We start from the raw sequence: 13,022 nt of genomic DNA on the forward strand, positions 1-13,022 counted from the left end.
GAGTGAAACCGTTCCCGCCCGTGATCCATCCTATGACGACGCTCTCGCTGCTCGCCGGCCTCGCGCTCGGGCCGGTAGTCGGACTCGCCGCGACGCTCGCGATGGACCCGGTGATGGCGCGGCTGCCCGAGGGGACGACGGCGCCGAAGGTCGCCGCGGGCGTGCTCACCGACACGCCCGTCGACGACGCGCCCGAGCGCTTGGCGACGTGGGTCCACTACGTCGCCGGGGCCGGTTCGGGGCTGCTGTTCGTCGGCCTCGTCTCGGCGATTCAGGCGGCGCTCGGCCTCGGAGTCGGCGTCGCGCTCGCGGTCGCCGGCGTCGCGCAGTTCGCCCTCATGGTCGGCTTCTTCGCGCTCGTCCCGCTCCCCCGCGCCCCGGGGCTCCCGCGCCAGCGGCTCGGCCCGATCCGGCGCGACTGGGCCGCTTCCGCGGCGGCGTACGTCCTCGTCGCCGCCGTCGCCGTCGGCGTCGCGACCGCGGTCTGACGCCGCGTCGACGGCGGGCCAGCTCCGGCTCCGCGAGTAAAGCGCGCCCGGAGAGAAACGGTTTTGTCGCTGGCTCCGGCCCGATCCGGTATGCACGCCATCACTCGATCCGGCTGGATCGAGGTCATCTCCGGGTCGATGTTCTCGGGCAAGACCGAGGAGCTGCTCCGCCGGCTCCGGCGCTCCGAGATCGCCGGGCAGTCGGTCGCCGTCTACACGCCCGCGGTCGACGACCGCTACGGCGAGGCGACGATCGGCAGCCACACGGGCCGCCAGTGGGAGGCGACGGTCGTCGACAACGAGGGCGACGGCCCCCTCGACATCCTCGACGACGACCCGGCCGAGGTCGTCGCGATCGACGAGGCGAACTTCTTCTCGGACGCGCTCGTCGAGGTCTGTAACGCGCTCGCGGACCGCGGCAGCCGCGTGATCGTCTCCGGCACCGACCAGACGTTCCGCGGCGAGCCGTTCGACCCGGTTCCGCAGCTCATGGCGACCGCCGAGTACGTCGACAAGCTCCAGGCCATCTGCTCGGTCTGCGGCGAGCCCGCCTCCCGGAACCAGCGGCTCATCGAGGGCGAGCCCGCCCACGCCGACGACCCGACGATCCTCGTCGGCGCGGAGGAGTCCTACGAGGCGCGGTGTCGCGACTGCCACGTGCTGCTGACCGGCGACCGGCCCGAGGAGGAGCGGCCGTTCGAGAGCGCCGAGGCCGACTCCACGAACGACTGAGCCCGGCCCGGACGCTGGCGTCGACCGACGCCGCCCGCCGTCTCACTCCGGCCGTTTCGCCCGCCGGTAGGCCCAGAGGTGGCCGTCGCCGCCCGGCAGGTCGATCGGTCGGTACGTCCGGATCAGCGCCGTCCCGTCGGCGAGCGCCAGCCGCTCGTCGTTCACCGGGACCCCGGCGTCGACGACGCGCTCGATCCGCGCGACGAACTCCCCCGGGTCGGCGAACTCCCCGCTCAGGTCGTCGGCGAGCTCCCGGCAGTCGAGCCCGGTGGCGTCCTCCGGGTCGCCGTCGAGGCCGAACAGGTCGAAGAGCCGCTGATTCACGCGTATCACCCGCCTGTCGGCGTCCTCGACGAGCATCCCCACGGGGAGCGCGTCGAGGGCGGTCGACAGCACGGCGTTCGTCCGTTCGATCTCGCGTTTGCGCGCCGTCTCCTCGGTCACGTCCTCGAACTGGGAGAACACGCCTATCACCGCCCCGTCGGCGTCGGTCACCACCTGGTTGTGCCACGCGCAGCGGATCCGCTGGCCGTCGCCGCGAACGTTCTCGTTGACGCTCTGGTACCCGCCCTTGTCCGAGAGGAGGTCGCGTTCGAGCGCGGCGACGTGTCGGCGCTCGGACGCGGGCACGAACGGGAGCCACGTCCCGCCGAGGAGCTCCGACTCGTCGTAGCCGAGGATCTCCTCCGCGGCGGGGTTCGCCCGGACGATCCGGAAGTCGGCGTCGTACTCGATCGTCCCCAGCGGCGACTGGTCGATGAACCGCGAGAGCCGCTCTTCGCTCTCGGCGAGCGCGACCCGCGACCGGTGCTGGTCGACCGCGTTGCGGACCCGGTTGGCCAGCACCTCGTACTGGTCGTTCCCGCCGCGCTTCTGGATGTAGTCCGTCGCGCCGGCCGAGATGGCCTCGCTCGCTATCTCTTCGCTCCCCTTCCCGGTGAACAGCACGAAGGGGATCTCGATCCCGCGGTCTCGGACCCGCTGGAGGAGCTCCAGGCCGTCGGCCTGCGGCATGTCGTAGTCGGAGACGACGCAGTCGATCGCCTCGTGGTCGAGCGTCGCTAAGGCGTCGTCCACGTCGGTCTCGGAGGTCACCGCGAACGCCTCGTCGATCCGTTCGAGGTAGGTCGCGGTCAGGTCGAGGTAGGCCGGGTCGTCGTCGACGTGGAGCACGCGGAGGCTCGACGCGTCCGCCGACCGGGCGTCCGAAGCTGGCCTCGACATGACAACTCATACCCCGACCGATCAAATATACGTTCGGGTAGCCCGACCCGCGCCGCCGGCGGGCTACCGGCTCACGCTTCGTCCGCGTCGCTGCCGTTCGCGTCACCGCCCGTCGCGTCGTCGCCCGCCGCGTCGCCACCGTCCGCACCGTCGTCCTCCGCGGTCGCGAGGCGGAACAGCCCCACGAGCGCGCCGGCCGCCACCAGCGTTCCCTCGACCTTCGCGGCCGCGTACACCCACTCGCGCGGCTCCGCCTCGCCGGCGTTCCGGTAGAGCGCGCGCGTCCACAGCGCGACGGCGCGCCGCGGGGCGACGGCTTCGAGCAGTCCGCCGATTCCGGCCACCAACAGCAGTAGCGCTTTCATGCCGGTGCTTCGACGCCGGTCCTGAAAAGCGGACCGGGGGACCGGCCCGTCCGGTGTGATCCGACCGCTCAGTCGTCGGTCACCCGTTCGGCCGCGTCGAGGTAGCGACGGCAGGTCGCGGCCGCCCACTCGCGGACCGCGGGGTCGTCCGTCCACAGTAGCGCGGCGACCCCCGCGTCGTCGACCAGTCCGACGACGGCGCGGTCGTCGCCGAGCGCCACCGCGACCGGCGAGTCGCCGTCGTGTCGGTACGCGTCGACGCCGCGGTCGGCGAGCGCGCGCCGGACTACCGGCCCCGTCGCTCCGGCGAGTCGGTCGGCCGCGGCGCCGGTGAACACGACGCGGGCCTCTCGCGGCGCGACCGCGTCGGGTTCGGTGTCGGTCGCGCCGTCGCCCCCGTCGTCTCCCGCCGCCAGCGCCGCGTTCAGCCGACGGGCGAGGTCGGCCTCGAACCGCGGGACGACGGCGACGACGCTCTCGGACTCGCCGACGAGGGCGGCCAGTCGCCCGGCGGGGGTCCCGATGTCGCCGCTGACCGCGCCCTCGCCGGCCGGTCCGCTCTCGGTCGCCTCGTCGTCCGCAGATGCGCGTCCGCGTTCGAGGGTGTCGACTCGCTCGTCGAGGCGCTCGGGGTCGACGTCGACGGCGCGCGCCACGAGCGACCGGAGGGCGGCCGCGGGCGACGCGGGGTCGCCGTCGCTCACGGGCCCTTCTCGCCCGCGGCCGCGGAGTCGCCCGCGGCGTCGTCTGCGCCCGCCGAGTCGCGCTCGTCCCCCGGCCATCGGGCGGGCGCGTCGGGTCGCGGCGGATACGACTGCCGGCCGCCGGTCGACTTCCGCGCCAAGAGCCGCGCCGTCGCGCGGCGGCGGTCGCCGGGGCGCTCCGTCGTCGTCTCGTCGTAGTAGCGCACGCTCAGCCCGAGTCCGGCGCGGAGCAGTTCGTTCGCCGCGAAGCGGTAGCGGTCGTCGCTCGGCCCCGACGGCGACGGCTCCGCCGAGCGGAGGTGGCCCTCGACGAAGAGGTACCCGCCGGGCGAGAGCGACGCGACGAGGTCGGCGAAGCGGTCGAGGGTGTGGAAGTAGCTCATCGTGACGAGGTCGTACGCCTCCGCCGGGAGTTCGTGCGTCGTCGCGTCCGCCGCTATCGTCTCGATCCGGTCGGCGACGCCGCGTTCGGCGGCGCGCTCGCGGACGATCCGGAGCCCCGCCGCCGAGGCGTCGAGCGCGTCGACGTCGTAGCCGCGGTCCGCGAGGAACACCGCGTTCCGGCCGGTGCCGGCGGCGACGTCGAGCGCGCGACCGCCGGGCAGCGACGGCTCGTATGCGCGAAGCACGGGAGACGGCTCCGGCGCCCGGGGGTACTCCCCCGACGCGAAGCGCTCGTCCCAGTCGGTGTCGGTCACGGTCGCCGTTCGACGCGCCGGGGCGTAAACCTCAGGGGCGCCTCGCTCGGAGTGGCCCGTATGGACGACGCGACGGACCCCGCCGAGCGCCTGAACGCGCTCCTCGCCGACCGCGACGAGACGCTCGCGACCGCGGAGTCGCTCACGGGCGGCCTCGTCGGCTCGCGAGTGACGGACGCCCCGGGCGCGAGCGCCTACTTCGACCGCGGCTTCGTGACGTACACCTACGACGCCAAGCGCGAGCTGCTCGGCGTCTCACGCGAGTCGCTCGACGCGCACGGCGCCGTGAGCGAGCCGGTGGTCCGCGAGATGGCGGCGGGCGCCCGCGACCGGGCGGACGCGGACTGGGCGGTCGCGACGACCGGCATCGCCGGACCGACGGGCGGGACCGACGAGAAACCGGTCGGGCTCGTTTACTTCGGCGTCGCGCACGCCGCGCCGTGGGGCACCGGGGAGTCGTTCGTGCGAACCGAGCGGGCCGTCCTCGACGGCGACCGCGACGCGGTGAAGCGGGGCGCCGCAGAGCGGGCGCTCGACGCCCTCGTCCGGGTCATCGAGGACGTCGACGGGTGAGGATGCGACCGGTCGGCCCGCCCGACCCGTATCACCACTTGGGTTTATCAGGAGACGGCGCGTACCGCCGGCATGATCGAGCGCGTACTCGTGGCGATGGACGGCTCAGACCTCTCCGAGCGCGCGCTCCGGTACGCGCTCGACGGACACCCCGACGCCGAGATAACCGTGCTGACAGTGGTCGGCGGCGCGTCGCCGATGATGGGACAGGCCGCGGGGATCGCGCTGTCGGACGACGGCGAAGACGGGGTCCGCGAGGCCGCCGCGCCGATGTTCGAACGGGCGCGGGAGATCGCGGCCGAGTACGACGCGACCGTCGAGACGGCCGTGGAGACGGGCCGCCCCGCGCGGCAGATAATCGACCGGGCCGAGGAGTTCGACGTGGTCGTCTTGGGCACCCACAGCGGGTCGCTGGCCGACCGCCTGTTCGTCGGCAACGTGGCGAAGACGGTGTTCCAGCGGTCGCCGGTGCCGGTCACGGTCGTGCGGTGAGTCAGCGGACTTCGGTCGCGATCCGTGCGCCCGCCCGCGGTCAGTCGATGTACGCGTTCCCGACGACCGCGACGACCAGCGCGGCGATCACGATCCACGTGAGGGGCTCGACCGCGAGAAGTCGGATCGGGCGCGCGGCCGACTCCCCGAAGCCGAAGAGGACGCCGCCCGCGAACGCGATCGCGACCACGAGCGCGCCGACGATCCCGGCCACGCCGAGCAGCGCGCGGTCCGACGAGTCCATACCCGACGTGTGCGTCGGGGCTACTTAAGAAATGCTCGCGGATGGTCGCGACGGGGTCGAAGCCAGGGCAGGGATTTGAACCCCGGAAGTCTCGATTACAAGTCGAGTGCATGAACCACCCATGCTCCCCTGGCGCGTGCGGTCGTACTCGGTCCTCCTATGAGTGCGTGTCGCTTTCCGCGAACCCGGCCGGGGTCACCCGCTTTCGTCGGTCGGATCCGCGCCCTCACCGTCATGCGACTCGGCCTCGGAGTCGGGCGACTCGGCCTCGGTGTCGCCCAGCGACTTCGTCAGTTCGACCCGGTGGAGGTCGTAGCCGCGCGCCGCGTAGAACGCCCGGGCGCGGTCGTTGTCGGCGAGCGCCTCCAGTGCCACGTGTTCGGCGCCCGCCTCGGCGAGTTCGCGCTCCGCCGCGTCGAGCAGCGCCGCGCCGATCCCCTCCCCGCGGCGCTCCGGGACCACGTAGAGGTTGCTGACGGTCCCGCGGACGGCGTCGCGCTCGTAGTCGCCGCGTTCGAGCGAGAAGCCGACGAAGCCGACCGGATCGGATGTTCCGTCTCCTCCCCCCTCCGTCTCCGCCCCGGGAGGCGGAGCGCGAGCGACGAACAGTTCGCCCGTGACGACCGACTGTGCGACCCACTCGCGGACGGTCGCGCGGTTCGCCTCGGCGCGGAGCGTGGCGCCGTGCTCCCGCTGGCCGGCCGCGAGCGAGACCCACATGTCGGTGACGGCGTCGACGTCGTCGGCGGTCGCCGGCTCGACCCGCGCGTCCGACTCGCCCATGCGCACGCCTTCGGCTCGCGGCGTGTTGAGGCTGCCGGCCGGCGGCTCGCTCGCCTCGGTGCGGGCTCAGATCTCGCGGCAGTTCGGGCAGACGGCCTGCCCGTTCGCGGTGACGAGGTCGGGGACGAGCGCGCCGCAGTTCTCGCAGACGCCCTGGGTCGATCCCCCGTCCGCGCCGCCGGTCGCGTCGGCGCCGCCGTCGGTGTCGGCGGTCTCGTCCCGCGTCGCGACCGCCGCACGCTCCGCCGCCTCGGGGTCCATCGTCGCCTCGGCGCGCCGCTCCGCGTCGGTGTCCGCGGCGGCCGCGGTCGACAGCACCGCTCCGTCGGGCCCGGGCTCGCCCGCCGCGGGCTCCTCGCCGAAGGCCTCGGTGCCGGTGCCCGTCCGCGGCGCGCCCGCGGCGAGCGCGTCGCCGTCCGTGACGACGCCGACGGCCTCCCCGTCCGCTACCGCGACGACGCGGTCCGCCCCCTCCGCGACGAGGCGCTCCTCGACCGCCGCCAGCGAGTCGTCGGGCGCCACCGCCGGCAGCGGCGGGCCCATCACGTCGGCGACGGTGAGGTCGGCAGGGGCCGGACCGTCGTCCGATCCGGCGGTCGTCGCGTCCAGCAGCGCGTCGAGCGCGTCGCGGGACTCCAGGCGTCCGACCGGCTCGCCGCCGCGCACGACGACCAGACAGTTCGTCTCCTCGTCGACCAGCAGCGCGGCCGCGTCCGAGAGCGAGTCCGACTCGCTGACGCCGAGGAACTCGCGGTGCATCACGTCACGAACCGTGGTGTCTGTTCGCATACGACTCGGATCCGCTCCGACCGGCTAAAAGGTGCCCCCGGTAGCGTTTTATCCGCGCCGATCGTATAATTGCGATCGGTTCCCACACCGGGCGCCGGACGTGCGACGCGCGGCGGTCCCCGGTGCGTGCGCAGCGGTGACGGGGACCGCACGCGGCGAGGAAAGGGAGCGTTCAAACCCTCCGGCGTTCGAACGGCGATATGGCCATTCCCTCGTTCGTGATCGGGATCGCGGGCGGGACGGGCGCCGGGAAGACGACGGTCTCTCGGCTCGTCACCCGCGACCTCGGCGACAGCGTCACCCGGATCCCGCTGGACAACTACTACGAGGACCTCTCGCACCTCGAGTTCGAGGAGCGTCAGGAGGTCAACTACGACCACCCCTCGGCGTTCGAGTGGGAGCTGCTCAGAGAGCACTTGGAGGCGCTCTTGGAGGGCCAGTCCGTCGAGATGCCCCAGTACGACTTCGAGGTCCACAACCGCAAAGACGAGCGCGTCACCGTCGAGCCGACCGACGTAATCGTCTTGGAGGGAATCTTAGCGCTGTACGACGAGGAGATAAACGACATGATGGACCTCCGGCTGTTCGTCGAGACCGACGCCGACGTGCGGATTCTCCGTCGGATTCGGCGAGACGTGATCGAGCGCGGCCGCGACCTGGAGGGCGTCATCGACCAGTACCTCTCGACGGTGAAGCCGATGCACGAGCAGTTCATCGAGCCCTCGAAGAAGCACGCCGACGTGATCATTCCGGAGGGCGCCAACAGCGTCGCCGTGAACCTCTTAGAGGAGAAGCTCCGCGCCGAGGTCGAGGGCGACGCTGTCCGGAGCTGGGAGCGCGGCAGCCTCGAACAGGAGCTCGGCGAGAAGCGCTCGCTGGACGTCGACGGCGACGATTAATCGCGGGCGGTTCTCTCAGGTTACGGACCCGACGGCGCAGTCGTGGTGACCACCTCCAAAGCCCCAGTCGCGAGGGCGGCGCACGCTCGCTGCGGTCCTCAGTCGGTCGCTCCGCTCCCTCCTTGCGGTCCTTACGTCGCCTGCGCCGCCCTCGCGACTGCCCCTTTGAGTCCCCCCGAACCGCACCTCACGCCTCCCCAGCCTCGCGGCTCCCTTCGCTTCGCTCCGGTCGCCGCGTCCCTCGCGCGTGCTCCTCGCGCCCTATCGGGCGCTCGTCGGCACGCGCCGCCGCATCGTCTTTCATAAAAATTGTACCAGCCGCTCACAGGAATTTAAATATCCCCTCCCGACCGTTCTGGCTTATCGCCGCCGGCTCGCCACCCGCTCCTCGGCGGTCTCGGCGCTGACGAGCTCGTACAGCGTCGCCCGCCCGCCATCCTCCTTCGGGCGAAGCACGCGGCCGAGCCGCTGGGTGAACTCGCGCTCGCTGCCCGAGCCGGAGAGCAGGACCGCCACGTTCGCGTCGGGCACGTCGACTCCCTCGTCGAGGACGTTGGCGGCGACGACCCGGCTGTAGGTGCCGTCGCGGAAGCGCTCCAAGATCTCGCGGCGCTCCTTGGCGCCCGTCTCGGCGGTGATCGCGGGCAGGAGGAAGCGCTCGGAGAGGCGGTAGACGAGGTCGGTGTGGGCCGTGAACACGATGACGCGGTCGTCGCGGTGGCGCTCCAATATCTCGGCGAGCCGCTCGACCTTGCGGTCGGCGTTCATCATGATCTCGCGGGCGTCCTGCTTCGCGAGCAGGGCCTCGCGGGCCGCGGGGTCGTTGCCCGAGCGCTTGACGAGCTCCTGGTAGTCGCTGCCGCTCGAGAACGTGATGCCGGCGTCGCGCACGTACTCGACGAAGGTGCCCTGCCTCTCGTCGTATCGCTCGCGCTCTTCCGCCGTCAGCTCCACCTCGATCCGCCGGATGTCGTAGGGCGCGAGGTGGTCGCCCGCCAGGTCGTCCACGTCGAGCGCGTAGACGCGCTCGCCGACCAGGTCGGCGACGACCTCGTGAGCCCCGTCCGGGCGCTCGAAGGTGGCGGTGAGGCCGAGCCGCGCGGGCGCGGCGAGGAGGCGGGCGGCGTCGCGGTACCCCTCGCCGCCCAAGTGGTGGACCTCGTCGAAGACGACGAACTCGAAGGCGTCGCCGACGCCGTCGGCCTTCAGGTACGCCGAGTCGTACGTCGACACCGTGACCGCCTCCCGGCGCTGCTCGCCGCCGCCGAACCGACCGATCGGGGCGTCGAACTCGCGTTCGAGTTCGCGCTGCCACTGGTCGAGGAGGTCGACGGTGGGGACGACCACGAGCGTCGGGACGCCCAGGTCGACCATCGCGCGGACCGCGATCACGGTCTTGCCCGCCCCGGTCGGGAGTTCGATCACGCCGCGGTCGTCCGCCTCGCGCCACGCGTCCAACGCCTCGCGCTGGTACTCGCGGAGGTCGTAGTCCGTCGCGAGCGCGTCCGGCAGCCCCGCCTCGCTCGCCGCGCGGTCGCTCGCGTCGAGGACGCGGTCGTCGACCGAGACGCCGGCCACCTGAAGCGCCCGCCGGAGTTCGGCGTAGCGGTGCGCGGGCGCCCGACCCGTCCCGGTCCGGGGGTCGGTCTCGACCCCCGGGAGCGGCGGGAGCGCGTCGGGCGCGAGGTCGGCGTCCGCGTCGATCCGGACCGTGCCGTCCTCGTAGGTCAGCCGGACGTCCATCGCCCGGAGTTGCCGACCGACTTACAAAGGCCCACCGCCTCGCCCCGGTATGCGCGCGGACGAACTCGACCCGGACCTCGCCGCGGCGATCGACGAGATCGAGTCGCTGGGCCTGCCCGCGTGGAGCGACCTCTCCGTCGCGGCCGCCCGCGACCTCGAGGACGACCTGTTCTCCGGGCCGCCCGAGCCGCCGGTGGCCGAGGTCCGCGACCTGGCGTTCGACGGCCCGCACGGGGAGGTGCCGGTGCGGGCGTACCGGCCGGGGACCGCGCTCGACGCGGCCGACGGCGAGCCGGGCCGCGCCCTCGTCCACTTCCACGGGGGCGGGTGGACGCTCGGGACGCTCGACTCGGTCGACGGGATCTGCCGCGAGCTCGCCGTCCGCGCCGGCGCCGTCGTCGTCTCCGTCGACTACCGCCTCGCCCCGGAACATCCCTTCCCGGTCGCGGTCGACGAGGCGGCCGCGGCGGTCGGGTGGGTCGCGGAGGCCGCCGACGCGCTCGGCGTCGACCCCGCTCGGCTCGGCGTCTCTGGCACCAGCGCGGGCGGCGCGCTCGCGGTCGCCGCGTCGCTTCGCGCCCGGGAGTTCGACGAGCCGCCGACCCCCACCGGCCAGTTCCTGCTCTATCCGATCGCCGGCCACGACTTCGAGACGGACTCCTACCGGGAGAACGCCGACGGCCCCCTCCTCACCCGCGCGGACATGCGGTGGTTCTACGAGCAGTACCTCCGGAGCCCGGTCGACGCCGCGAACCCCTACGCGGTGCCGCTCCGGGCGGCCCACCTCGGCGACCTGCCCCCCGCGACGGTCGTCACCGCCGGGTTCGACCCCCTGCGCGACGACGGCGCCGCGCTCGCGGAGCGGTTCGGGCGCGAGGGGACCGCGGTCGAGCACCGTCACTACCCGGCGATGGCGCACGGGTTCTGTAGCCTCGCCGACCGCGTGCCGACCGCGGAGGCGGCGCTGTCCGCGGTCGCCGAGGACGTGCGAGAACGGTTGTGAGGCGGCCGCGGGGCCTGGGTTCCGCTCCCGAGCCCCGGGCGCCGACTCCGGTCAGGCGTCCACGGTCGTCTTCACGATGCTCACGGGCGCGGTCGACTGCCGGGAGACGCGCTCGGTGACGGAGCCGAGCATCCGTCGGTAGCCGCCGGAGCGCGTCTTCGACCCCATCACCGTGAGGTCCACGTCCGCCTCGTCGACGTACCGGAGGATCTCCTCGTGGGGGACGCCGTACCGCAGCGCGGTGACGGTCTCGACGTCGGCCTCGTTCGCGCGGGACGCGACCGCGTCGAGCGCCTCGCGGCCGCTCTCTTCGAGTGTCTCCTCGGCGCCCTCGGCGCCGTCGACGAACTCGTCGCCGGAGTAGGCGTTCACCACGTCGCTGTCGACCACGTAGAGGACGTGAAGCGTCGCGTCGTAGCGGTCGGCGGCGTCTATCGCGTGGTCGGTCGCGCGGTCGACGCCGACGCTGCCGTCGGTCGGGAGGAGCACGTTGTCGTACATACGCGACGGTTCGACGGGCGAGCGAATAAATCGGTCGCCCGTTCCCGGCGGCCGGTTCAGTCGGCGGCCGCCGGCGCCGCCGTCTGACCGGTTCCCGAACGGTTAACACGCTGTGCGCCCGCCGAAGTCCCATGACAGAGGCCGCGGACCGGATCTTCGTGAACGGAGAGGTACACACGCTCGCGGACCCGGACGACGGCGGCGACGAGGTCGCGGAGGCCGTCGCCGTGCGCGACGGTGCGGTCGTCAGGACCGGGCGGACCCATGACGTGGAGCTGCTCGCGGGCGTCGACACCGACGTGGTCGACCTCGGCGGGCGCGTGCTCCTCCCCGGGTTCGTCGACGCGCACACCCACCTGACGACCGTGGGGCGGTACCTCGTCCACGCGGACCTCTCCGCGGCCGACTCCCCCGGAGCGGCCGTCGACCTGCTCGCGGAGCGCGCGGCGGAAGTGGAACGGGAGGAGAGCGGCGGCGAGGCGGCCGGCGGGGGCGACGAGGCGGCCGGCGGGAGCGACGAGGCGAGCGACGGCGGCGGGACCGGCGAGTGGGTGTTGGGCTACGGCTACGACGAGTCGACCTGGGACGAGTCGCGCTACCTGACCCGCGCGGACCTCGACCGCGTCTCGGCCGAGCGTCCGGTCGCGGCGTTCCGCGAGGACATGCACGTCGCGGCGGTCAACGGCGTCGCGCTCGACCGCTTCGCGGAGGTGCTCGCCGACGCGCCTGACGGGACGGTGCCGACCGAGGACGGCGAGCCGACCGGGGTCCTCCTCGAGGCCGCCATCGATCCGATCTACCGTGCGGTCGAGCCGGACCGCGAGGAGACGCGCGCCGTCGTCGAGGCCGCGCTCGACCAGTGCGCCGAGCGCGGGATCACCGGCTTCCACGACATGGTCCGCGACTCGCACGCCCCGCGGGTCTACCGCGACCTCGACGCGGCCGGCGAACTCACCGCCCGCGTCCGGATCAACTACTGGAGCGACCACCTCGACGCGGTGCGGGAGGTCGGCCTCGCCACGAACGCGGGGAGCGAGTTCGTCGAGACCGGCGCGATCAAGTCCTACACGGACGGGAGCCTCGGCGGTCGGACGGCCCGCCTCTCGGCGCCGTACGCGGACGCCCCCGACGAGACCGGGCAGTGGGTCGTCGACCCCGAGGAGCTGGACGAGGCGGTCGCGGCCGCGACCGAGGCGGGCTTCCAGTTCACCGCCCACGCCATCGGCGACGAGGCGGTCGACGCCGTGCTGGACGCCTACGAGGACGCCTCGGAGACTGACGCGGGCGAGGCGCGCCACCGGATCGAACACGTCGAACTGGCCGACGACGACGCGATAGCGCGGCTCGCGGAGACCGGCGTCGTCGCGAGCGTCCAGCCGAACTTCCTGAAGTGGGCGGGCGAGGGTGGCCTCTACGAGGAGCGACTGGGACCCGAGCGCACCGCCGAGACGAACCGCTACCGCGACATGCTCGACGCGGGGGTCGAGCTCGCCTTCGGCTCCGACGGGATGCCGATGGACCCGCTCGTCGGCGTCCACCACGCGGTCACCGCCCCGGCAGAGCCCCAGCGGCTCACGGTCACCGAGGCGCTGCGCGCGTACACGAGCGGCGCCGCCTACGCCGGCTTCGAAGAGGACCGACTCGGGACGATCGAACCCGGGAAGCGGGCCGACCTCGTCGCGCTCGACGACTCGCCGTGGGAGGCGTCCGACGCCATCGACGACATCGACGTCGCCCTGACGGTCGTCGACGGCGAGGTCGTGTTCGACGACCGGTGAGCCGGC

At 73.1% G+C, this 13,022-nt stretch carries 16 protein-coding genes and 1 tRNA gene; 7 read left to right on the forward strand and 10 right to left on the reverse strand.

All coding sequences use genetic code 11. The annotated features are described in order from the left end of the window. The first annotated feature begins 32 nt into the window (after positions 1–32). Entirely contained in the window at positions 33–488 is a 456-nt protein-coding gene (locus EXE48_RS15965) for a hypothetical protein (RefSeq protein WP_053772649.1), read from the forward strand. A 90-nt stretch (positions 489–578) separates the two neighbouring features. Then, positions 579–1,220, forward strand: coding sequence for a thymidine kinase (locus tag EXE48_RS15970; RefSeq protein ID WP_053772648.1), 642 nt, complete (start codon positions 579–581; stop codon positions 1,218–1,220). 42 nt (positions 1,221–1,262) lie between these two features. Here the strand turns inward: EXE48_RS15970 and EXE48_RS15975 are convergent, their stop codons facing one another. The 4 genes from EXE48_RS15975 to EXE48_RS15990 form a co-directional block, all read right to left on the reverse strand. Further along, on the reverse strand, positions 1,263–2,444 hold the full coding sequence (locus EXE48_RS15975) for a PAS domain-containing response regulator (protein WP_137712026.1): 1,182 nt from the start codon (positions 2,442–2,444) through the stop codon (positions 1,263–1,265). A gap of 71 nt (positions 2,445–2,515) precedes the next feature. Then, on the reverse strand, positions 2,516–2,809 hold the full coding sequence (locus EXE48_RS15980) for a hypothetical protein (RefSeq protein WP_137712027.1): 294 nt from the start codon (positions 2,807–2,809) through the stop codon (positions 2,516–2,518). A 68-nt stretch (positions 2,810–2,877) separates the two neighbouring features. Beyond that, positions 2,878–3,513 carry a transcriptional regulator FilR1 domain-containing protein gene (locus EXE48_RS15985; protein WP_053772645.1) on the reverse strand — a complete coding sequence of 212 codons (636 nt, stop codon included), beginning with the start codon at positions 3,511–3,513 and terminating at the stop codon, positions 2,878–2,880. Further along, positions 3,510–4,211: a class I SAM-dependent methyltransferase gene (locus EXE48_RS15990; RefSeq protein ID WP_053772644.1), complete on the reverse strand. Its 702-nt coding sequence runs from the start codon at positions 4,209–4,211 to the stop codon at positions 3,510–3,512. Before EXE48_RS15990 ends, EXE48_RS15985 begins: the two co-directional genes overlap by 4 nt. Before the next feature lie 60 nt (positions 4,212–4,271). Here EXE48_RS15990 and EXE48_RS15995 point away from each other — a divergent pair, with 60 nt between their 5' ends. Together EXE48_RS15995 and EXE48_RS16000 are read left to right on the forward strand one after the other, a co-directional pair. Beyond that, positions 4,272–4,784, forward strand: a complete 513-nt coding sequence (locus EXE48_RS15995) for a CinA family protein (RefSeq protein ID WP_121600650.1) — start codon at positions 4,272–4,274, stop codon at positions 4,782–4,784. Positions 4,785–4,856: 72 nt separating this feature from the next. Next, a complete protein-coding gene (locus EXE48_RS16000) occupies positions 4,857–5,276 on the forward strand; it encodes a universal stress protein (RefSeq protein ID WP_137712028.1) in 420 nt (139 codons plus the stop codon). Between the two features lie 40 nt (positions 5,277–5,316). Here the strand turns inward: EXE48_RS16000 and EXE48_RS16005 are convergent, their stop codons facing one another. From EXE48_RS16005 to EXE48_RS16020, 4 genes are all read right to left on the reverse strand, one after another. After that, positions 5,317–5,520 carry a hypothetical protein gene (locus tag EXE48_RS16005; RefSeq protein WP_053772641.1) on the reverse strand — a complete coding sequence of 68 codons (204 nt, stop codon included), beginning with the start codon at positions 5,518–5,520 and terminating at the stop codon, positions 5,317–5,319. Between the two features lie 60 nt (positions 5,521–5,580). Beyond that, positions 5,581–5,654: transfer RNA gene (locus EXE48_RS16010), tRNA-Thr, on the reverse strand. A 61-nt stretch (positions 5,655–5,715) separates the two neighbouring features. Next, positions 5,716–6,303 (reverse strand): GNAT family N-acetyltransferase, encoded by a 588-nt coding sequence (locus EXE48_RS16015; protein WP_137712029.1) that lies wholly within the window; start codon positions 6,301–6,303, stop codon positions 5,716–5,718. A 66-nt stretch (positions 6,304–6,369) separates the two neighbouring features. Beyond that, positions 6,370–7,092: a CBS domain-containing protein gene (locus EXE48_RS16020; RefSeq protein WP_137712030.1), complete on the reverse strand. Its 723-nt coding sequence runs from the start codon at positions 7,090–7,092 to the stop codon at positions 6,370–6,372. Between the two features lie 200 nt (positions 7,093–7,292). On the opposite strand from EXE48_RS16020, the gene udk reads away from it, so the two are divergent. Continuing rightward, complete coding sequence (gene udk, locus EXE48_RS16025; protein ID WP_053772638.1) at positions 7,293–7,991, forward strand: uridine kinase; 699 nt, start codon at positions 7,293–7,295, stop codon at positions 7,989–7,991. 360 nt (positions 7,992–8,351) lie between these two features. Here the strand turns inward: udk and EXE48_RS16030 are convergent, their stop codons facing one another. Beyond that, the gene (locus tag EXE48_RS16030) at positions 8,352–9,734 is read right to left on the reverse strand and encodes a DEAD/DEAH box helicase family protein (RefSeq protein ID WP_137704398.1); all 1,383 of its coding nucleotides are present in this window, start codon (positions 9,732–9,734) and stop codon (positions 8,352–8,354) included. A gap of 49 nt (positions 9,735–9,783) precedes the next feature. Between EXE48_RS16030 and lipP1 the strand changes: the two genes are divergently transcribed. After that, complete coding sequence (gene lipP1, locus EXE48_RS16035) at positions 9,784–10,737, forward strand: LipP1 family hormone-sensitive lipase (protein ID WP_053772636.1); 954 nt, start codon at positions 9,784–9,786, stop codon at positions 10,735–10,737. A 51-nt stretch (positions 10,738–10,788) separates the two neighbouring features. Here lipP1 and EXE48_RS16040 read toward each other — a convergent pair whose 3' ends face one another. Then, entirely contained in the window at positions 10,789–11,238 is a 450-nt protein-coding gene (locus tag EXE48_RS16040) for a universal stress protein (protein WP_053772635.1), read from the reverse strand. A gap of 131 nt (positions 11,239–11,369) precedes the next feature. On the opposite strand from EXE48_RS16040, the gene EXE48_RS16045 reads away from it, so the two are divergent. Next, complete coding sequence (locus EXE48_RS16045) at positions 11,370–13,016, forward strand: amidohydrolase (RefSeq protein ID WP_137712031.1); 1,647 nt, start codon at positions 11,370–11,372, stop codon at positions 13,014–13,016. Positions 13,017–13,022 lie beyond the last annotated feature (6 nt).

Source organism: Halorubrum sp. ASP1 (assembly GCF_005435135.1).
In the GTDB taxonomy this organism is placed as follows: Archaea; Halobacteriota; Halobacteria; order Halobacteriales; family Haloferacaceae; genus Halorubrum; species Halorubrum tropicale.